Source organism: Noviherbaspirillum sp. FW303-A3, assembly GCF_058788695.1.
Map to the genome: position 1 here is coordinate 4858345 of NZ_JBYTAZ010000001.1, position 20414 is coordinate 4878758.

General features: G+C 60.2%; 23 protein-coding genes. 2 read left to right on the forward strand and 21 right to left on the reverse strand.

Annotation, left to right across the window (positions count from 1 at the left end):
- Positions 1-17 precede the first annotated feature (17 nt).
- Complete coding sequence (gene flgL, locus AC3WOY_RS23370; RefSeq protein WP_492428161.1) at positions 18-1211, forward strand: flagellar hook-associated protein FlgL; 1194 nt, start codon at positions 18-20, stop codon at positions 1209-1211.
- 54 nt (positions 1212-1265) lie between these two features.
- On the opposite strand, the gene fliR is transcribed toward flgL, so the two are convergent.
- The 13 genes from fliR to fliF form a co-directional block, all read right to left on the reverse strand.
- A complete protein-coding gene (gene fliR / locus AC3WOY_RS23375; protein ID WP_492428163.1) occupies positions 1266-2060 on the reverse strand; it encodes a flagellar biosynthetic protein FliR in 795 nt (264 codons plus the stop codon).
- Positions 2061-2135: 75 nt separating this feature from the next.
- Positions 2136-2405 carry a flagellar biosynthesis protein FliQ gene (fliQ, locus tag AC3WOY_RS23380; RefSeq protein WP_492428165.1) on the reverse strand — a complete coding sequence of 90 codons (270 nt, stop codon included), beginning with the start codon at positions 2403-2405 and terminating at the stop codon, positions 2136-2138.
- A gap of 9 nt (positions 2406-2414) precedes the next feature.
- Entirely contained in the window at positions 2415-3113 is a 699-nt protein-coding gene (gene fliP / locus AC3WOY_RS23385) for a flagellar type III secretion system pore protein FliP (protein WP_492429392.1), read from the reverse strand.
- Between the two features lie 67 nt (positions 3114-3180).
- Positions 3181-3609 (reverse strand): flagellar biosynthetic protein FliO, encoded by a 429-nt coding sequence (gene fliO / locus AC3WOY_RS23390; protein ID WP_492428167.1) that lies wholly within the window; start codon positions 3607-3609, stop codon positions 3181-3183.
- Positions 3606-4022, reverse strand: a complete 417-nt coding sequence (gene fliN / locus AC3WOY_RS23395; RefSeq protein ID WP_492428169.1) for a flagellar motor switch protein FliN — start codon at positions 4020-4022, stop codon at positions 3606-3608. Before fliN ends, fliO begins: the two co-directional genes overlap by 4 nt.
- Positions 4015-5016, reverse strand: a complete 1002-nt coding sequence (gene fliM / locus AC3WOY_RS23400; RefSeq protein WP_492428171.1) for a flagellar motor switch protein FliM — start codon at positions 5014-5016, stop codon at positions 4015-4017. Before fliM ends, fliN begins: the two co-directional genes overlap by 8 nt.
- A 4-nt stretch (positions 5017-5020) precedes the next feature.
- Entirely contained in the window at positions 5021-5545 is a 525-nt protein-coding gene (gene fliL / locus AC3WOY_RS23405; RefSeq protein ID WP_492428173.1) for a flagellar basal body-associated protein FliL, read from the reverse strand.
- Positions 5546-5721: 176 nt separating this feature from the next.
- Positions 5722-7005, reverse strand: a complete 1284-nt coding sequence (locus AC3WOY_RS23410) for a flagellar hook-length control protein FliK (protein ID WP_492428175.1) — start codon at positions 7003-7005, stop codon at positions 5722-5724.
- 10 nt (positions 7006-7015) lie between these two features.
- Complete coding sequence (gene fliJ / locus AC3WOY_RS23415) at positions 7016-7456, reverse strand: flagellar export protein FliJ (protein WP_492428177.1); 441 nt, start codon at positions 7454-7456, stop codon at positions 7016-7018.
- Positions 7457-7485: 29 nt separating this feature from the next.
- Complete coding sequence (gene fliI / locus AC3WOY_RS23420) at positions 7486-8886, reverse strand: flagellar protein export ATPase FliI (RefSeq protein ID WP_492428179.1); 1401 nt, start codon at positions 8884-8886, stop codon at positions 7486-7488.
- Positions 8883-9539 carry a flagellar assembly protein FliH gene (locus tag AC3WOY_RS23425; protein WP_492428181.1) on the reverse strand — a complete coding sequence of 219 codons (657 nt, stop codon included), beginning with the start codon at positions 9537-9539 and terminating at the stop codon, positions 8883-8885. Before AC3WOY_RS23425 ends, fliI begins: the two co-directional genes overlap by 4 nt.
- Positions 9540-9568: 29 nt before the next feature.
- A complete protein-coding gene (gene fliG, locus AC3WOY_RS23430) occupies positions 9569-10564 on the reverse strand; it encodes a flagellar motor switch protein FliG (protein WP_420477205.1) in 996 nt (331 codons plus the stop codon).
- Positions 10557-12116: a flagellar basal-body MS-ring/collar protein FliF gene (gene fliF, locus AC3WOY_RS23435; protein ID WP_492429393.1), complete on the reverse strand. Its 1560-nt coding sequence runs from the start codon at positions 12114-12116 to the stop codon at positions 10557-10559. The genes fliG and fliF overlap by 8 nt, the downstream gene beginning before the upstream one ends.
- 324 nt (positions 12117-12440) lie before the next feature.
- On the opposite strand from fliF, the gene fliE reads away from it, so the two are divergent.
- Positions 12441-12782: a flagellar hook-basal body complex protein FliE gene (gene fliE, locus AC3WOY_RS23440; protein WP_492428183.1), complete on the forward strand. Its 342-nt coding sequence runs from the start codon at positions 12441-12443 to the stop codon at positions 12780-12782.
- A 15-nt stretch (positions 12783-12797) separates the two neighbouring features.
- On the opposite strand, the gene AC3WOY_RS23445 is transcribed toward fliE, so the two are convergent.
- The 8 genes from AC3WOY_RS23445 to AC3WOY_RS23480 form a co-directional block, all read right to left on the reverse strand.
- Positions 12798-13568 (reverse strand): flagellar brake protein, encoded by a 771-nt coding sequence (locus tag AC3WOY_RS23445; RefSeq protein WP_492428185.1) that lies wholly within the window; start codon positions 13566-13568, stop codon positions 12798-12800.
- Complete coding sequence (locus AC3WOY_RS23450) at positions 13569-13892, reverse strand: EscU/YscU/HrcU family type III secretion system export apparatus switch protein (protein WP_492428187.1); 324 nt, start codon at positions 13890-13892, stop codon at positions 13569-13571.
- Positions 13879-15024, reverse strand: a complete 1146-nt coding sequence (gene fliK, locus AC3WOY_RS23455) for a flagellar hook-length control protein FliK (protein WP_492428189.1) — start codon at positions 15022-15024, stop codon at positions 13879-13881. Before fliK ends, AC3WOY_RS23450 begins: the two co-directional genes overlap by 14 nt.
- Before the next feature lie 5 nt (positions 15025-15029).
- Positions 15030-15368 (reverse strand): flagellar protein FliT, encoded by a 339-nt coding sequence (locus AC3WOY_RS23460; RefSeq protein WP_492428191.1) that lies wholly within the window; start codon positions 15366-15368, stop codon positions 15030-15032.
- Positions 15369-15372: 4 nt separating this feature from the next.
- Positions 15373-15858 carry a flagellar export chaperone FliS gene (gene fliS / locus AC3WOY_RS23465; protein WP_492429394.1) on the reverse strand — a complete coding sequence of 162 codons (486 nt, stop codon included), beginning with the start codon at positions 15856-15858 and terminating at the stop codon, positions 15373-15375.
- A gap of 29 nt (positions 15859-15887) precedes the next feature.
- Positions 15888-17912, reverse strand: coding sequence for a flagellar filament capping protein FliD (gene fliD / locus AC3WOY_RS23470; RefSeq protein ID WP_492428193.1), 2025 nt, complete (start codon positions 17910-17912; stop codon positions 15888-15890).
- A 21-nt stretch (positions 17913-17933) separates the two neighbouring features.
- Positions 17934-18323 carry a flagellar protein FlaG gene (locus AC3WOY_RS23475; protein WP_492428195.1) on the reverse strand — a complete coding sequence of 130 codons (390 nt, stop codon included), beginning with the start codon at positions 18321-18323 and terminating at the stop codon, positions 17934-17936.
- 102 nt (positions 18324-18425) lie between these two features.
- On the reverse strand, positions 18426-19874 hold the full coding sequence (locus AC3WOY_RS23480; protein ID WP_492428197.1) for a flagellin N-terminal helical domain-containing protein: 1449 nt from the start codon (positions 19872-19874) through the stop codon (positions 18426-18428).
- Positions 19875-20414 lie beyond the last annotated feature (540 nt).

Below are 20414 nucleotides of genomic sequence, written 5' to 3' on the forward strand. Positions count from 1 at the left end.
ATCCGGAGCAAAATATCATGCGCATTAGTACGAATACGATTTATGACAAGGGCGTCGCCCGGATGGGTGAGCTTCAAACGGGTTTGTCCAAGACGCAGCAGCAGGTTTCGACTGGAAAGAGGCTTACCACGCCGTCCGATGACCCGGTGGCGTCCGCGCGGGCCCTGGAAGTGACGAACTCCCAGGAAGTCAACGAGAAGTTCGCGGTCAACCGCCGGTCGGCAATGGATGCGCTGAGCATGACCGAAGGTGCGCTGCAAGGTGTTACCGCAGTGCTTCAGGACGTCAAGACACTGATCGTGCAGGCTGGCAACGGTGCCCTGTCGAACGCGGAGCGCCAGTTCATCGCAACCGAGCTGCAAGGGCGATACGACGAACTTCTCGGGCTGGCCAATACCCGCGATGGTGTCGGGAACTACATCTTTGCGGGTTATCAGAATACAACCGAACCCTTCGCGGCTTCAGCGACCGGTGCGACCTATTCGGGCGACCAGGGGCAATTCAAGCTGCAGGTTCACAACGGCCGCCAGCTCGAGGTGAATCAGAACGGCAGCGAAGTCTTCCAGCAGATCAGCAGCAGCAAGACGTTCTCGACCGGCCCGGGCACCCCGGCTACAGGCACGATTTCGAAGGCAGCCATCTTCGATGTCGATCAACTGACCGGTTCCGGCTACAACATTGCCCTGGACGCCACGGGTACGAACTACACCATCACGACCAACGCGACACCAGCCGTGACGGTCGCGACCGCTGCCTATACGAGCGGCCAGGCAATTCAAGTCCAGGGGCTCGAGTTTACGATCACCGGCGCTGCGGCGAACGACGTGTACACGGTACGGCCGACAACGACCCAGAGTGTCTTTACGACGATCAAGGATTTGATCGGCGTGTTGCAGACGCCTGTGGCGACTGCGGCTGACAAGACCGAGTACAACAGCGGACTGACAGTGGCCAGTGCAAACATCGACAAGGCGCTGGACCATATACTGACGGTACGCGCGGGCACCGGCGCAAGCATGAAGGAAATCGAGTCGCTCGATAACCTCGGCGCGGACCTGAACATCCAGTATGCGAAGACATTGTCCGATTTGCAGGACCTGGACTACGTATCGGCAATTACGGAATTGATGAAGCAGCAGACGGCGCTGCAGGCTTCGCAGCAATCGTTCATGAAAGTGACATCGCTGTCCTTGTTCGATTTCCTGCGCTGATCGACGGCTTTACTCGTTGTGCATATGGGCGGCTGGATGCCGCCCATTTTTTTGCTACCTCTTTGCAGGCTGTGCCGATACCGGAACCCTGCCTACGGTTTCCAGGCCCTGCTGGAACATTCTTTCCAATGGCGGCGTGATGTAGGGCAGCATGAGCGCGATGACGATGAATCCCGCTCCGAGCGTAATCGGGAAGCCAATGCCGAACAGGTTCAGTTGCGGTGCTGCGCGGGTCAATATGCCGAGTGCGATATTGGTCAGGAGCAGGGCGGCAATAACGGGCAGGGCGAGTTGCGCCCCTGCGGTGAATATCGTTCCCCCCCAATTTGCGATCTGACGGAAAGCCAGGCCGTCGATAGCGGTTGCCGAAATCGGCATGCTGACAAAACTTTCGGCCAGCGTTGCCACCATCGACAGGTGGATGTTGAGCGCCAAAAACAGCATCAAGGCCAGCAGCGAGAGAAATTGGGCGATCGCCGACGTGCGCGCGCGCGTTTGCGGGTCGAAGAACGTGGCGAAGCCAAAGCCCATCGAAAGGCCTGCGACTTCCCCGGCCATTTCCACGGCAGCGAATACAACGCGCATCGCGAAGCCCATGGACAGGCCGATGAGCAGTTGCTGGATGGTGATGAGCAACCCCGCAAGGGACATCGGATCTGCTGCCGGTACGGCTGGAACAGTGGGCGCAATGATCAGTGTCAGCATGATGCCAAGCCCGATCTTGACACGCACAGGGATGCTGAGGTTGCCAAACAGGGGAGCGGTCGCGATCAGCCCCAGGATGCGAGTCATGGGCCAGAGAAAGGCGGCGATCCAGGTATTGAGTTCGGCGCTGCTGAGGGTGATCATCAGTGGATTGTCGTTGCAGAGCGCCCGGTAGTCATGGCGGGTTGTCTGCCAGGGGCGCGTGTCCTGGGGATGCTGCTATCCCACCATCCCGGGTATGCCGGTGAACATCTGCCGCATGTAATCGAGCATGACGGTCAGCATCCAGGGCCCGGCAACGATCATGGCGATGAAAATACCAATCAGCTTTGGAATGAACGAAAGCGTCGTTTCATTGATCTGCGTTGCAGCCTGAAAAATACTGACGATCAGACCGATGGCCAGTGCGACCAGCAGCATGGGCGCGGAGATCATGATGGTGATTTCGATGGCCTGCCGGCCCATGGTCATTACGCTTTCCGGAGTCATGAATATTCCTTAGTAAAAACTCTGGGCAAGGGAGCCGATCAGCAGCTGCCAGCCATCCACGAGCACGAACAGCATCAGCTTGAAGGGCAGGGAAACAATCGCCGGCGACATCATCATCATACCCATCGACATCAGGATACTTGCCACGACCATGTCGATGATCAGGAAGGGGATGAAGATCGCAAAACTGATCTGGAACGCCGTCTTCAGTTCGCTGGTGATGAAAGCGGGAATGAGCACGCGCAGCGGCACATCTTCCGGACCGTTCAATGCGGGCGTGTTCGACAGCTTCACATACAGCGCCAGGTCGGCCTGCCGCGTCTGCTTCATCATGAAGGTCTTCAGCGGAGCGGCGCCACGCTCCAGCGCCTGCGTCATGTTGATCTTGTTTTCCGACAGCGGCTGGTAGGCATCGACGTAAATCTTGTCGAACACCGGCCCCATGACAAAAAGCGTCAGGAACAGGGCGAGTCCGATCAGGACCTGGTTGGGCGGTGCCGTTTGCGTGCCGAGCGCCTGGCGCAGCAGCGAGAGCACGATGACGATGCGGGTGAAGCTCGTCATCATCAGCAGCGCCGCCGGCAGTACCGACAATGCGGTGAGCAGGATCAGCGTCTGGAGGCTGAGCGAATAGGTCTGGCTTCCGCCCGGACCGGGGGTGCTGGTGATGGCCGGCATGCCGGCCTGCGCGGCAGCCAGAAGGGGCATGCCGAGCAGTGCAATCGGAAGCAGGAAACCCAGGGTCTTCGCGGTGGATCGCGCGACGCGCGGGAGATTAATTGCCATTACGCTTGTCAATGGTTTGCTTGAGCCAGGCGGCGAAATTCTTTGTGTTGTCCGCCTCCGCGACGACAGGCATCGTTTCCTGGCGCGGCATGGTGGCAAGGGCGTTGACGCGGCCGGGTGCGACGCCGACAACGATCCATTGCTCGCCGACTTCCACGACGACGACGCGTTCGCGGTTGCCGACACTGACACCACCGACGACCTTGGCCACGCTGTTGCCGCCGGCGCCGGTCATCCCCATGCGCTTGAGCATCCATGCGGTGCCGGCCATGAGGGCGAGTACCACGGCCAGGCCGAAGAGAACCTGGATGAGGCTGCCGGCGGAGGCTGTGGAGGCAGTGGAAGCCGCCTCTTCGGCAGCCCGTGCGGGCAGGCTGGCCAGCAGGGTGATGGTCAGGAACGAAAGAGAGCGGATCATTTGTTCAGTTTGCGGATACGCTCCGACGGCGTGATGATGTCGGTGAGGCGGATACCGAACTTGTCGTTCACCACCACGACTTCACCCTGCGCGATCAGGCAGCCGTTGACCAGCACATCCATCGGTTCACCTGCGAGGCCGTCGAGTTCCACCACCGAACCCTGGGCGAGTTGCAGCAGGTTCTTGATCGCGATCTTCGTGCGGCCGAGTTCCACGGTCAGCTGGACCGGGATGTCGAGGATGAAATCGATGTCGTTGTGCGTCCCTGTCTTGATTCCTGCTCCGGAAAAATCCTGGAACATCGCCGGGCTCGCCTGCTTTGCCGCAGCCGCGGCTTCCGCCTGGGTCTGCTCGGCAAGCGCCGCGCCCCAATCGTCGTCGGCTGAGCTCTGGCTATCGTTTTCGTCAGCCATGTTCATCTCCTTGCATAAGTTCGTTTGAGCTGTGAGTCAACAGCTTTTCCACGCGCAGCGCGTACTGGCCGTTGAACTTGCCATAGGTGCAGTCCATCACGGGAACGCCGTCGACCTTCGCCTGGACAACTTCTGAAATGGCGAGCGGAATGACGTCTCCCTCTTTCATGTTGAGCACTTCGCCCAGTGTCATGCGGGCGGTTCCCAGGTCGGCGACCAGTTGCACCTCGGCGGTCTGGATCTGCTGCGTCATCAGTCGCACCCAGCGCTTGTCCATTTCCAGTGTCTCGCCTTGCAGGCTGCTGGTGAGGATGTCGCGGATCGGTTCGATCATCGAGTAGGGTGTGCAGAAGTGCATTTCGCCGCTGACGGGGCCGAGTTCGATCGTGAATGTCGTCGCCACCACCACTTCGTTCGGCGTCGCGATATTGGCGAACTGCGTGTTCATTTCCGAGCGCACGTATTCGAATTCGACCGGGTACACCGGCTCCCACGATTTGGCGTAGGTTTCGAAGACGATGCCGAGGATGCGCTGGATGATGCGCTGTTCGGTCTGCGTGAAGTCGCGGCCTTCCACGCGGGTGTGGAAGCGGCCGTCGCCGCCGAACAGGTTGTCGACCAGCAGGAACACCAGGTTCGGGTCGAATACCATCAGCGCGGTACCGCGCAGGGGCTTCATGTGAACCAGGTTCAGGTTGGTCGGCACCACCAGGTTGCGGATGAATTCGCTGTACTTGTGCACGCGCACCGGGCCAATGGAGACTTCCGCACTGCGGTGCAGGAAGTTGAACAGGCCGATGCGCAGCAGGCGCGCGAAGCGTTCATTGATGATTTCCAGCGTCGGCATCCGGCCACGGACGATGCGTTCCTGCGTGGCCAGGTTATACGGACGTATCCCCGAGTCGTCTTCCGGCGCGGCACTGTCGTCCTGGTCGCCGGTGACGCCCTTGAGCAGGGCATCGACTTCTTCCTGGGAAAGGAAATTATCAGCCATGGTATTACTGGATGACGAATGACGTGAAGAACACGCCGCTTATGCCCTGCGGCGGGCTTTGCGGTGTGAAGGGTTGCTTGATCGCCGCAACGATTTCTTCCTGCAGCTTCTTCTTGCCTTCCGGTGTGGACAGCTCGGACGGCTTCTTGCTCGACAGGAGCAGCAGCAGCCTGCTGCGTACCAGCGGCATGTAGAGCTTGATCAGTTCGACCTGCTTTTCGTCGGCTACCTGGATCGTGAACTGCACCTGCAGGTATTGCTCGCCCGCTTCGGGCTGCAGGTTGACGGTGAACGGTTCCATCGCAACGAATACCGGTGGCTTGGGCGGCTCCTGCTTGGCGGGAGCGCCTTCCTCTGCGGTCTTGTCGCCCATGAAGAGCCATGCGCCGCCACCGCCGGCGGCGATCAGCAGCACTGCGCCCAGCATCAAGATGAGCTTTTTCTTCGATTTCTTTTGCGGCGGCGCGGCGTCGCCTGCCGCCTCCTCGATCGGGACGACTTTCGGGTTTCCTTTCGGGGCTGTTGCCATCTTTTTTCCTCTATCCTGCTTTCATGCCTGTCGTGCTTCCTTCGCGTCGACAGTCATCGATGCATCGTACGATTCGTGATTATCAATTCCTTGTAACGGCAGGATGTGTCGAAAAGAGAGGGTAAGTCAATGCATTTCCACGGTTCCGGTTCCGCTGCAGGCTTTGTCTCGACGGGTCAGACGAAGGTGTCGACCAGCCCGAGGCCGGATGACGCAGGCTGGACGCGGCTGACGCGCACCTCGCCATCATTGGCTGCCGTATCGCGGTTCCCGGACAAGCCGTGGCCACGCCCCGCTTGCGATCCTTGCTGTTCGAAACTGCCTTGCTGGTTCGGCGTGCCGCTGTTGACGCTGGCCTGGCCGAGCTGGATGCCAGCCTCGCCAAGCATGTCACGCAGCTTGGGCAGGGCGGCTTCGAGCGCCTGGCGCACTTCCGGCTGCGCTGCGATGAAGGTGGCGTTTGCCTGAGAGTTGGAGACGCTCAGCACGACCTGCAACGGGCCAAGATCGGGCGGGTTGAGGGTGAGCGATGCACTTTGCTGTTCGCCGGCCACCATCCATACGACTTTCTGGCCGAGGGCCTGGTCCCATGCCGGCGTGCCGACGCGCGGCGTGAGCCGTTCGGCGGACTGGGCGCCATGTTGTTGCAAAGCCTGCAAGCCAGCTTGCTGCTGCACCGGTTGCATGCCGTTGGCCACGCCATTGAGCGATTCGCTCATGGCGGCGGCGAAATCCTGGGCTTTGGCGGCAGCCGACTGGGTGGCGGCCTGCATATTCACGTCTTCCGCCTTGACTGCGGCATTGGCTGCAGCGACTGGAAGTTCGACCTTGGCTCCTCGCTCGGATTGCTTCGATAGAAGCGTGGCTTTGTCTTCCTTGATTGCCGTGCCCGCGGTGGCAAGTGTCGTTGCTTCAACCTGCGTGCCGATCGCAGCTGCGGACGTCGGCAATGCGGCTGCCGGTTCGGCCGGCCTGGTGTCGGGAGTGACGGCGACGCCGGGCAGGGCGGCCGTGGCAATGGCTTGCTGGACGTCCTGCGCAACGGGCGCTGTTTGCAACGTCTGTGCATCGGTCACCGGCGTCGCCGGGGTATTCATTTCATTCACGTTGGCTACAAGGGCCAGCAAATCGTCCGGCAATGCAGACGATGTCTCGGCCGTTTCCTCTTCGGCCTGGGTCTTGTCGGCGGATTTTCCTTCCTTGGCGGACTTCGCCTCGGCGGGCTTTGATGGGGCCTTGGATTCGGCCTGCTTTGCGGGCGCTTTCGTTGCCTGCTGGGCCGGCGGAGGGTTACCTGCTTCCTTGTTCCTGGGAGCCTCGTTGGCGTTGCTGCGCTGGGAGACTTCGCGCGACAGGACCTGGCCGAACGGTTCTGCGGCAGTGTTGGCATCGGACTGCTTGTTCGGGGCCGACGTTGCGGTCAGCACGTTTGCCGCGTTGGATACTTGTGAGGTTTGCATGCTCAGTGTCCTACCGTTTGTAGTTTGACTGCCGTGTCGCGAACTCGTCCATCAGCTTCTGGTCGAGCTTGTTCGCCTTGCGCTCTTCCGCCTTCAGCATGCGGGTGGCAAGCGTGTCGTAGGACATGCGCTTGCGCTCGCATGACTGCCATTGACTCCGCTCGTCGACAATGCGGCGCTTGGCATCGTTGACGATCTTCTGCTGCCCCGCAATCGCCGTATCGAGCTTGTCGAGGAAAAGCTGGAAATTGCGATAACCGGCCGCCGTGACGCCGGAAGCGAGGCTGGCCTGGAAGCGCGCCTCGTACTCCTCGCGGTACTGCAGCAGCATGGTCAGCTTCTGTTCAGTGTCTTCGCACGCACGAATGGCAAGGCCGAGTCGCTTGGCGGCCTCGTCCGTCTGGCTTGTTGCCAGTTCGATAAGTGTTTCGAGCGCAGGGTTTATTGCCATGATTCATTATAGGTCTGCGCCGTGGGCACCTATCCCCCGAAAAGCGTGGCAAGTTCCCCCAAGCTCTCCTGAATGCCGGACCGCTCGTTGATGGCCTGCTGCAGGAAGGCTTCGATTTTCGGGTTCATTGCGATGGCTTCATCGAGCACCGGATCGGAGCCCGGGCTGTACGCGCCGACGCTGATCAGGTCCCGGTTGCGCAGGTAGCGCGAATAGAGCTGCTTCAAGCGCCGCGTCAGCTTCTGATGCTCTTCGGTCGTGATGTTGTGCATGGCGCGGCTGATCGATTGCTCAACATCGATAGCCGGATAGTGGCCTGCTTCCGCCAGGCTGCGGTTGAGCACGATATGGCCGTCCAGGATCGCGCGCGCGGAGTCGGCGATAGGGTCCTGCTGGTCGTCGCCCTCGGTCAGGACGGTGTAGAAGGCGGTAATCGATCCGCCGCCCACGCGGCCGTTGCCGGCGCGTTCGACCAGTGTTGGCAGTTTGGCAAATACGGATGGCGGATAACCCTTGGTGGCCGGCGGTTCGCCGATTGCCAGGGCGATCTCGCGCTGCGCCATCGCATAGCGCGTCAGGGAATCCATGATGAGCAGCACGCTCTTGCCCTGGTCGCGGAAATATTCGGCAATCGTATGCGTGTAGGCGGCGCCTTGCAGGCGCATCAGCGGCGGCGTGTCGGCCGGTGCGGCGACAACGACCGAGCGCGCCAGGCCTTCGGTTCCGAGAATCTGCTCGATGAATTCCTTGACTTCGCGGCCCCGTTCGCCGATCAGTCCGACGACGATGACATCTGCGCCGGTGTAGCGCGCCATCATGCCGAGCAGCACGCTCTTACCGACGCCCGAACCTGCGAACAGGCCCATGCGCTGGCCGCGGCCGACGGTGAGCATGCTGTTGATCGTGCGGACGCCCACGTCCAGGACATCGGTAATCGGTGCGCGATTGAGGGGGTTGGCGGCGCGCACGCTCAGTGGTGCCGCATGCGAGCTGTGCAGCGGGCCCAGGTTATCGAGCGGACGGCCTGCGCCATCCAGCACGCGGCCGAGAAGTTCGTCCCCGACGGGAAGATGGCGGCCACGGTCGCTGGGACGGCGGCGCGGATGGTTGACGGTGCCCGGGCGCGGGAGGCTTTGCACCACTTCCACGGGATAGACGCGGGTGCCGGGCACCACGCCTTCCACATCGCTTTGCGGCATCAGGAACAGCTTGTCGTTCTCGAATCCGACCACTTCGGCTTCGATCTTCGCGCCGCTGGGAAGCGGCACCGTGCAGGCGCTGCCGACGGCCAGCTTGAGCCCGACCGCCTCCATGACGAGTCCTGCGACGCGCGTGACGCGGCCCGAAACCAGCATTGGTTCAGGGATCGTGACGAGCGAGGCGCAATCGCGCAGGTAGGCTTGCCAGCGTTCTGTGTGGGAGCTGTTCATTCCAGCCAGTCGGTCTGCTTGCCAAGCGCGTCGGCAATGCGCTGCCAGCGTACCGGCAGGGTGGCGTCGATCTGGTTGCTGGCGGTTTCGACGCGGCAGCCGCCGCGCTCGATCTGCAGGTCTTCGGCGATGCGCCAGCCGGCTTTTTCCAGCTCATCCGTCATGTAGCTGCGCACGATGGCGGCGTCCTGCGGATGGAGGACGAGGAGGGCGGGCTGCTGCACGCTCGGCAGGTAGCGGATGGCTTCGCTGACGACCGGAAGGACCAGCTCCGGCCTGACACGCAATGCGGTCTTCAGCATGGCCTTGGCAAGGTCCAGCGAGAGATTGAGCATGTCGTCGGCGACGGCGTCATTGACCTGCGACAGCTCGGCGCCGAATGCCTCGGCAACCTGCTGGATGCGGGCCGTTTCGCGCGCGGCTTCCATGCGGCCGGCCTGCATGCCTTCTGCGTGACCCTGGTTGAATCCTTCCGCATAACCTTGCTGGCGCGCCTCTTCGCGCAGGCGTGCCGCTTCCGCGGCGGCTTGCTGCGCTGCAGCCTGCTGCTGCGCGGCCGTGTTCTGCTGGCTTGGCCGGTCGTCGCCGAAGGACGCCATTTCCCACCGCTGGTAGGCGGTGAGGTGCTCCTTCGGAATGACATTCGAACTCATTGTGGTCCTGACAATACGCTAACGCGCGATTAAATGAACTGGTCGTCGCCCTTGGCGCCCAGGATGATCTGGCCTTCGTCGGCGAGACGGCGCACGATCTGCAGGATTTCCTTCTGCTGCGCTTCTACCTCGGACAGCCGCACGGGCCCCTTGGATTCGAGGTCTTCGCGCATCATCTCGGCCGCGCGCTGCGACATGTTCTTGAAGATCTTTTCGCGCAGATCCTGGTTGGCGCCCTTGAGCGCGACGATGAGGGATTCGGACTGCACTTCGCGCAACAGCACCTGGATGCCGCGGTCGTCGATGTCGATGATGTTGTCGAACACGAACATCTCATCCATGATCTTCTGGGCGAGGTCGCTGTCGTAGTTCTTCAGGTTGTCCATCACCGATGTCTCGGTATCGCCGCTCATGAAGTTGAGGATTTCCGCCGCGGTGCGCACGCCGCCGATCGGTTTCTTCTTCAGGTTTTCGTTACCTGTCAGCAGTTTGGTCAGCACTTCGTTCAGCTCGCGCAAGGCGGTCGGCTGCACGCCGTCCAGCGTGGCGATGCGCAGCACCACGTCGTTGCGCAGGCGTTCGGTGAAATAGGTGAGGACTTCGCAGGCGTGATACCGCTCGAGATGCACCAGGATGGTGGCGATGATCTGCGGATGTTCGTTGCGGATCAGGTCGGCGACGGACTGCGCGTCCATCCACTTCAGGCTCTCGATGCCGCTGGCGTCGCGTGTGCCGAGGATGCGGGTGAGCAGGGACGATGCCTTGTCCTCGCCCAGCGCCTTGGTCAGCACGGTGCGGATGTATTCGTCGGAGTCGAGGCCGAAGGAGGTGTTCTGCTCGGTTTCGTCGCGGAAGTCGTTGAGTACCGCTTCGAGCTGTTCGCTGGCGACGGCCTTCATGGTGGACATGGCTGCGCCGAGCTTCTGCACTTCGCGCGGACCGAGGTATTTCATCACCTCGGCGGCTTCTTCCTCGCCGAGGGCCAGCATCAGGATTGCTCCTTTTGTTACGCCATCCTCATTCATTTGTGCCTACCCATGCTTTTACTACGTTAGCTACCATCTTCGGATCGTTCTTGGCCAGGGTCTTCGCGGCCTCCAGGTTGTCCTGGTAACTGCGCGGCTTGGTGCCCATCGGTTCCACTTCATGCTGGATGTGAACTACAGCATCATTTTCGACAGGTTGCGGCGGTGGTTCGAACGTCTTCATGATGCGCCTGAAGAGCGGCCGCAGGACACCGAAGAACAGATAGGCCAGGATGCCGATGCCCAGCAGGTACTTGCCGCCGGAGAGGCCCATATCGATCGCTTCCGGGCGCTTCCAGATCGGCGTCTCCGGGATCACTTCCTTCTCCGCCCCGGCAAACGGGCTGTTGACCACATTCAGGCTGTCGCCGCGATCCTTGCTGAAGCCCATGGCTTCCTTGACCAGGTCGGTGATCTGTGTCTTCTCGTCGTCGGTCAGCGGCTTCATCGTGACCTTGCCGTCCTTGGCGACTTCCTTCTTGTAGTTGACCACGACGGCGACCGACAGGCGCTTGATGCCGCCCATCGGCTGCTGCACGTAGCGCACCGTCTTATCGACTTCGTAATTGACGGTCATGTCCTTCTGCACATTGCCGGATGGCGTTGTCGTGCCAGTCGGATTGGCAGCCTGTTGCGTGTTGCCGGCGATTGGTGCAGTGGCGTTCGGCTGCGGCTGGTTGCTCAGGGCGCCGGGCACGCCGGAGGCGGTCAGCGACGCGTTGCTCTGCGATTCGCTGCTCTGCTGGCTGCGGATGGTGGAGGCGTTCGGCGTGCCGTTCGGCTTGTAGGTTTCTGCCGCCTGCTCCGAATGCGAGAAATCAACATCTGCCGTCGCTTCCGCGCGGACGTTGTTGGGGCCGACGATCGGTGTGACGATGGATTCGATCCGCTTGATGATGCTTTGCTGCAGTTCCTGCACGTACTTGAGCTGTGTCGGATCGAGGCCGTTGGCGCCCGCCGGCTTGCCGGTCTCGGACAGCAGGTTGCCATTCTGGTCGACCACAGTAACGTTCTTGGTCGGAAGGTCGGGCACGCTGCTGGCGACCAGGTGCACGATTGCGCTCACCTGCTGCGGGTCCATGGTGCGCCCGGCATGCAGGTTCAGCAGGACCGATGCGGTCGGCTTTTGCTGGTCGCGCACGAAGACGGATGCCTTCGGCAGGGCGAGGTGGACGCGGGCGGCCTGCACCGCGCCGACCGACTGGATGGAGCGGGCCAGTTCGCCTTCGAGGGCGCGCTGGAAGTTGACTTGTTCGAGGAACTGGGACACGCCCAGCTTCTGGTTTTCCATCAGTTCGAAACCGACGTTGCCGCCTTTGGGCAGGCCCTGGGAGGCGAGCTTCAGGCGTACGTCGTGCACCTGGTTGGCGGGCACGAGGATCGCGCTGCCGCCGTCGGCGAACTTGTAGGGGATGTTGGACTGCTGCAGTGCAGCGACAATGGCACCGCCGTCGCGGTCGGAAAAGTTCGAGAAAAGCACGCGGTAGTCTGGCGTCTGGCTCCACAGCCACACGCCAGACATGACGCCGGCCACGGCGGCGACGCCCAGCATCAGGAAAAAGTTGCGCCCGCCCGGTGTCTGGGCGAAACCGACAATCCCTCCCGGGGCGGCCGGTACGACGGCGCCTTCACCGGCTACCGCCACGGTGCGCCTCCGGCAATCTTGTCGTTCACGATGTTATTGGTCATTTTGGTCCTGCAAATCGAGGTTTTCGCCTTAGTGTAGGATTTTCTTCCTGTTAAGTGAATTTGATCGTTGGAACAGAGCAATTTTTCCTGTGTTTATCCCCGTCCGGAGCGGCTTTTTCGCGTGTTACTGTAGCGCTGTGAAAAAAGGCAATGCCGCCCAGTGCGGCGGACGACGGAGGGTGGATAAATGAAGACCGGAATGATCGATGCAAGCAAGATCGAGGCGATGGTCGCGCAGCTCAGGGCTGCAGCGACGCGTCCCGAAAGCGCGGTCAGCCCCCTTCAGGGCGAGAAGCCGGCAGCCCGTGTCGACTTTGCCGGTGCGCTCAAATCCGCGCTGGACCAGGTCAATGGCGCGCAAACCAGGTCGGAAGAGCTTGCCAAGAAATTCGCGCTGGGCGACGACAGTGTCAACCTGTCGGACGTCATGATCAATTCCCAGAAGGCCAACATTGCATTCCAGGCCACCATCCAGGTCCGCAACAAGCTGGTGTCTGCCTATCACGACATCATGAACATGTCGGTGTAAGGCGCATAGCCGCGGTCAGGTCAGTCCTGTCGCCTTGGCGTTGCGCTCGCGCTCGAGCTTCGTGATGTATCGCTGCACCGCCGCCAGCATCGGGCTGGGCAGGTTGACGAACATGAAGCCGATCTTGCGGATCGACTTTCCGCTAGCGAGGGACAGGTCGTGCGAGTTGCGTACCTGCAGAGTGCACGTCACTATCGTGCCGCCCGGAATATCTATCCGGCACTCGGTGTACACGCGGCCAATCGTGTTATCCAGCGTCTTCTTTTCGTCAATTACCCCGATGCCGCCGCCGCTGATGTCTTTCAGTGTGACGATCGCCGTTGTGCCGGGCCCGCCGGACTCGTCGTCGGCAGGGATGCGGATGGCGCAGCGCACCGGGTTCGCGACCGGAGTGGGGACGCGATAATACTCACGCCGCTGCAGGCGGATCAGGCTGGGCGGAATCGCGATATACAGGGCAGGGAGATTGTCATAAAGGCATTCCCTGACCTTGTTCGTGAAAAACAGGATGCGGATATTATCGAGGACGGTTTCGAAGGAAACGTTGTCACTTCCCATGAGGCGCTGGTTGACGGTATTGCTCGGTGCGCGGTCGATCACCACGATCCCGCTGTCCTCATCGACTTCCAGTATCGATGTGACAACGGCATCCGCGCCGCCGGCTGCCTGCATGGTGACAAGCTGGTTGCGCTCCTGCATGGAGCGCAGCAATCCGATGATTTCCCGGCGCGAATGTACCTGGTACGGGCTGACGTCCTCCGTGCCGAACTTGGTGTTGAATGACATTTATTCCTGCTTTTCCGGTCCGTGTAAGGGGCGTGGTTGCGGCCCCTTTTCTCCAGTGTGCTTGATAGCGTCGATATGGTAAAGCCATGCGAGCAATTCCGCCACTACCCGGTACAGGGTTGGAGGAATATGCTTATCCAGGTCGACCTGCATCAGCAATGCGACGAGTTCCTTGGACTCGTGCACGAATACACCGTGTTCCCGCGCACGCGAAATGATCTCTTCTGCGATCAGGCCGCGCCCCTTTGCGACGACCTTTGGCGCAAGGTCGCCGGTCTGGTAGGCGAGCGCGACGGCGCTCTGGGCCGGGTTAGGGCGATTCATGCTGTTTCACCGACAACGAATCGAGCGGGGTGCCTGCTGCATCCAGCGCGTCTGCGAGCATGCTGCCGAAGGTACGGACGGTGGTTGCCGTGTCCTCGGTCTGGGTGTTGACCTGCACATGGACGCGGTCGCCAACGAGCCGGATGGTGGCCGAGACGCCGCCGAGGTGGGGTAGTTCGAAACGGACTGTACTCGTCCATGTGGATGGTTGCGCGTCGCCCTGCGAGCGGCCGCCTTCCGGTTTGTCTTCCTGCACTTCCCACTCCATGGGCATGCCGGGCCAGAGCTGGCCTTGCCAGCGGACCATCTGGTGCTCGAGCGCATTCAGCTGCAGGTTGATCATGCGCGCGGCTTCCGGTTCCACCGTGGGCAGTGCGGACTGGGTTGGGGCGATCAGGTCGGCGTCAATTGCGGCCGCGTTCGCAGGCTGGATCTGCGCTTCGCGGATCAGGTTCAGCAGTTTATGCGCTCCTTCTCCCACTTCGCGCAAATTAGCCGCAAGGCGGGCGAGATCGACATTGTTCGCGTCCTGCGCCGGCACTGCCTGTGCGGGTTTCAGGCTTCCTGAAAGCTGGGCCTGCGGTTCACGGGCCAGCTCCGCGACCGGTCTTGTGCCGCTGATCCAATCATGGAGATGGGACTCGTAGAAGAGGCCGCTTGCCGACAGCGCGTTCTGCAATGCCATGGCCACCTGCTTCGGCTCCAGCGCCGCAGGGGAGAGGACAAGCGGGATTCGCGTGGTGACGGCGCTCGGGGCGCCTTCTTGTTCCGCCGCATGCAGGAGATGATCGACCAGGCGCGCGGTGGTGCTTAGCGAAGCGGGTGTGCTGCCTTGCTGTTGCGTCAGCAGGAAGGTGGGGCGCGGATCCTTGGCGATGAATACCATGGACAGCGTATCGCCGACCTTGGCCCCCACGGGAAGGGCCATGCGGGCGGTTGTATCGGCGACCTTCACCAGGTAGGTGCCGTCGTCGAGCATCGCGTCCACGGTCGCCTGGAGTTCGCGACCGATGGCGATCTGGTTCAGCCTGCTGAATACTTCGAGGCGCGCATCCGTTGATGAAACAACGGTGGTGGTGGCCTCCAGGGAGGCCAGGGGCCGGGTGGGATTGAGATCGGCCCGCGGCAACATGATGGTTAGCCTGTCTGGCTCGCGCCGTAGGCCTGGGAGAGTTTACGTTCGGTGCCGGCGCTGTTGATCATCGCGGACAGTCGAGCCATCCATGGTTCCGTGATGTCGCGGATCTGGCGGTCGTCTTCAAGGATCTTCTTGATGATCTTGACCTTGCGTTCCCGTGCGGTGGGCGACAGAGGCTGCCGTGGCTCTTCATTGTTCTTGATGAACTCGACCTGACTGGAGCAGCGGCTTTCCAACTGTGCCAACAATTCCCAGTCGCCGACGCGTGCTGCGGCAAGCATCTGGTCGGTAATATCCGCGACGGTTTCGTAAAGAGAAATGACTTCTAGGCTGTTCATGTGGTCAGGCTTTCACAAGGCTGGAAGTTTGTGGGGAAAGCGAGTCGTAACCCGATGTTTTGGCAGGAGCAGCGACTTCCTGTGCGTTTGCTGAGTTCGCTGTTGCACCAATTGTTTCCCAGGCGCTCTTCAAGCCTTTCAGCAATTGGTACACCTCATCAAGAATGGCTGGGTCGTTCTTGGCATTTGCGAGGAGCAACTGGGTACTCATGTATTCATACAATGCATCGAGGTTGAGGGCGATGGCGCCACCGACATTCTTGTCGAGGCTTGCACGAAGGCCGTCTTCAATAATCGTGATTGCCTTGGAAATGGCGAGTCCCTTGTTTGGAATGTCGCCGGATTGCATATGCTGGGTTGCCGATGCAATGGCAACCATTGCACCTTCAAACAGCATGACAATCAGCTTGTGCGGGTTAGCCGCCACGACGCCGGTTTCGACACCGACTTTTGCGTACGCGCTTGCTCCACTGTGCGGTGATCCAAACATCATTACCTCCGTTTTTAATTCCTTGTGACCTAGCTGCTAGCCTGCTTGTTCAGGATGCTGAGCTGCTGGGTCAGATACGAACTAGTCTTGTTCATGTTGCTGATCGCAACGTCCAGGGCCGTGAACTGCGCGCGATAGCGCTTTTCCACTTCGGTGAGCCTGTCGGCGATGCGTTGTTTCTCTTTCGCGAGCGATTTCAGCGAGCCGTTGAGGCCGTCGGTACGCGCGTTGACCGGGCCGTCGGTGCCGAGTATCTGTTCTGCGAGAACGGAGAACTGCGATGCATATCCCTGCGAAAAGCTGATCGTGCCGCGCGCGCCCAGCGAGCCGCCGGCGATCTTGATCTTCAGGCCTTCCGAGTTGTTTCCCACCGCGCCGGTCAGGAATTGCCCGGAACCGGAGCCGGCTGCTCCGTTGATGGTGCCTGCAACGTCCAGTCCCGCCGTATTGACAGGACTGGCGCCGACCACGTTGCTCTTGCCGTTGCCGCCGGTAATGCTGATATTCGATGCAGATCCATAGCGCGCGGACGTGAGGGTCAGCACACCAGCCGATTCGGTGACGGTGACCGACGAGCTCGCGGATACGAAAGTCGAAACGCCATTGATCTTCGCCTGGATTTCAGCAGCAAGTTCGGCGTTGCTCGCATAGGTCTTTTGCGCCAGCTGGATCGTGGATGTGTTTCCGTCCAGGGTGACGTTGAGGGTATCGTTTGTCCCGTCAATCGTCAGCGACGTCACGGCCGCTTCGCCTACAGCGTTTCCTTTTGTTGCAAGCTGCGTGATGTTGACCGCATAGGCGCCTGCCTTGGTCTTGCTCGTGGACGAGGAATAGGAAACCAGGCTGTCCGTTGCCTTGCCTAACGTCGCAAAAAGGCCTGCCACGTCCTTGTAACTGCTATCCATGGCTGTCTGCAGCTTGGCATTGTCGAGCGACAGGGTGCCATCCTTCAGCACAGTGATGCCGACTTGCGACAACTGCGTAAAAGTGCTGGCTCCGCCCGATACGGCCAGGTTCAGCACACTGCGGATTTGCGTCTCGACTGTCCGTACTGCGGCGTCACCGGTGAGAACCGAGCCTTGCTTGGTTGTCGTGTTGTACGCCGACAGATCCTTCAGGGTCTTTGTTACGTCATTGAACGCCTTGACAAACAACCCGACGTTGCCCACGACTGTGCTGGTGTCATTGGTGACTGCGATGTTCGTTGTGCTGCCGGTATTGGTCTTCAGCAGATTGAGGGTCACGCCTTCGATGACATCGCTTACCGTGTTGGTCGACTTCGATACCGAAATGCCGTCGACCTTCAGTTCGGCATTCTGCGCGGTGACGGTCTCCGACAGCGCCTGGCCGGCGTTGGCCGACGGGTCGTGTGCAAGAAGCGTCGACAGCGCGGCATCGCCCGACACCGAAATCTTCATGCTGTTCGTCTTGCCGGTGCTGGTTTCGGTCAGTACCAGGCGATAGGGCGAGGTGCCGCCATCATTGACGATGCTTGCAGTGACACCGATTTTTGCGGAATTGATGGCATCGCGAATGCCGGACAAGGTATTGTTCGTTGCGTCGATCGTGACGGTCTTGGTGCCCGATCCGTTGCTGACAAACGTGGCATCCGTGTACTTGCCCGTCGTGCTGTTGAATGATCCCGGCGGGACGTTGCCGATGGTTCCGAAATCGAAGGTCAGTGTGCCGTTCCCGATGGCCGTGGTCGAACTTGCCTGGCCCGCCGTCGTCAGCTTCTGGGCCTGCGCCAGTTTCGTCACTTCCAGGGCGAAGGTGCCGGGGACTGCCGATGCTCCACCGGTTGCGGAAACAATGGTGGCGTCCGCAGATGAAACCTTCATTGCCTGGAATTTCGCTGCATCGGAAAGCGAGCGGACGGAAGACTGGAAGGCGGAGAGGGCGCCTTTCAGGGTGCCCATTGCAGTCAGTTTGGCGTTGAAACTGGCTTCCTTCTTGGCAATGGAAACCAAGGGTTGTTGCTCGATAGACATCAACTGGTTAACGATGCTGTTGATGTCCAGATTGGAGCCGATGCCTGCAGAAGACAATGCCATGATTTCGTACCTCCCTTAACGTCAGGCCTTGTCCCTGACCAGCAAGCCTTGCAATCTGTCCAGTTCCTTGGCGATGGCGAGGGCTTCCTTGGAGGGAATCTGGCGGAGTACGGTATCTGTTTTCTTGTCGATGATCTTGATCAGCGTGCGATTGGTTTCTTCGTCTACGGTGAACTCGATATCGCCATTGGTCGGCTGCAGGAACTTATTGATTTTTTCAATCGACTGCTTCAGTTCTGCTTCGTTGATCGCAACTGTCTTGGTGGCTTCAGGCGCTGTAACGCGCTGGCCGTTGTTAGGAACAGTTGGGGCTGCGGCGGCAGGAGCTTGCGGAAGCTCTGTCCTGTTGGGTTGGGGCGCATTCAGTCCGGTTAACCCTTGGCCTACCCCCGAGATGCGATTGATATCCATTTTTTTCCCCTTTTAGTGGGAAGACGGAAAGCGGGTTTTCCCGCCTTCCGTCCTGTCAGAAGTACCCGTTAAGGCGCTTCCCGTACTTCATTTAATTACTGCTTAGCCCCTCAGGAGGGACAGAACACCGTTAGGCACTGCGTTCGCTTGCGCCAGCATCGCGGTGCCAGCCTGTTGCAGAATCTGCGCACGGGTGAGGTTCGCAGTTTCCGATGCGAAGTCAGCATCCTGGATGCGGCTGCGCGATGCGGACAGGTTTTCCGACGTGGTTTGCAAGCTGCTGATCGCCGAAGTGAAGCGGTTCTGGATCGCACCGAGGGAAGCACGTGTGCTGTTGACCGTGGTCAGCGCATTGTCGATCGTTGTCAGCGCGGACTGTGCGCCTGCAATCGTGGTCAGGTCGAGCGAGGAGACGCCTGCGCCTGCGGTTGCGGTTGCTGCGGTTACGCCGATCGTGCCGCCGATTGCCGCGGTTTGCGCGCCGCCCAGCGTAATGCCAGCGGACGACGTCGTACTCAGGTTGATCGCTGCGTGGGTCGTTGCGCCGGTGACCAGGCCGGAGTCGCCTGCACTGGTGCCTGCGACATTGATGTTGCGGCCATCGGCTGCGGTCAGGGTATAGGTTGCACCCGAGGCTGTTGCGGTCACGCCGGTCTGGCTGCTGACTGCGTTGATCGCTGCGGCCATTTCCGATGCGGCGACAGTCGCGTCGGCGGAGAGAGCAACTGCACCTGCGTTGCCGATCTGCACGCCGTTGATTGCGGCACCTACGGTGTCGACGCCGGCTGCCGTCGCCGTTACGGCCAACGTCGTTGCGTCAACGGTTGCCGTGACGTTTGTTTGTGCGGACACTGCGTTGATTGCAGCAGCCTTGGCGATCGCGCTGGAAGTACCTTCGCTCGTGGACACGCCGTCGGAAGAGCTTGCGCCGACGTTGTAGCCGTTGATGACCAGGCCACCAGCGGTCAGCGCGGTCGACGTCGTAGCGGTCAGTGCGGTCAGGCTGGCGGAGTAGCTCGAACCGGAACCGACGCCGAGGCTGTTGGTACGTGCGCTGTTGATCGAGGTAATCGTGATGCGGTCGCTCGAGGTGGCGTTTGCGCCAACCTGGAAGGCCTGCGAAGTGAAGGTGCCGTCGAGGAGCTTCACGCCGTTGAACTGGGAGCTCGATGCCACGCGGTCGATTTCAGAGATCAGCTGCGATGCTTCGTTGTTCAGTGCGGTACGGTCGGACGAGCTGTTGGAGGCGTTGGCAGCCTGGACAGCCAGCTCGCGGATACGCTGCAGGTTGTTGGTGATCTGGGCCAGGTCGCCTTCAGCCGTCTGGGCGAGGGACACGCCGTCGTTTGCGTTACGAACTGCCTGGTTGGAGCCGCGGATCTGGGACGTCATGCGGTCGGCAATCGCCATACCTGCGGAATCGTCCTTGGCGCTGTTAATGCGCAGGCCAGAAGACAGGCGCTGCAGCGAGGTCGTCAGGGAAGACTGCGACGTGGTCAGGTTACGTTGTGCGGTCAGCGACGAAATGTTGGTGTTGATATAGGAAGCCATTTTGTTTCTCCTTTACTGGGTCCGAGGACTTCTGGCCTAAGTGCCATTTGAACTTTGGTCTGTCTCGCTTTTTGTACTGCGCAGACCGCTGTCATGAGTTCTTATCGGAAGGTGCGCCGGAAAGTTTAATTTCTTCAGTGCATTTTTTTCGATATCTTCCGTAGAACATTGATCCTTCATTGGCCCTTAGTCGGCTCCTTTTCAAAAAACTTTAGGTGTTGCTTCGTTATTTTTCATGCTGCTCTTTTTCTTGTAAAAACGCTTTAAATTCAGTTACTTGCTTTCGATTCTATTGATCTGTGGCAGGTTTTCGGAACTTTTTTTTAAATTTTCAGTTTCCGAATTCTAAGTGATCGCTTTCGACCTCAAAATGAAGCATAGACCGGTTTCAATCCCCCTTTTCGTGATTTGTGGGCAATGCCCTTTCATATTTGTCGAAGCGCCGGGCAAGTTCCATTCTTTTCTTGAAATTGACCGTCGTGCACGTGCTTTAGCATGAGATGGCGCTACTGTTGGCTCATGGTGTGGCCGGCAAGCGGA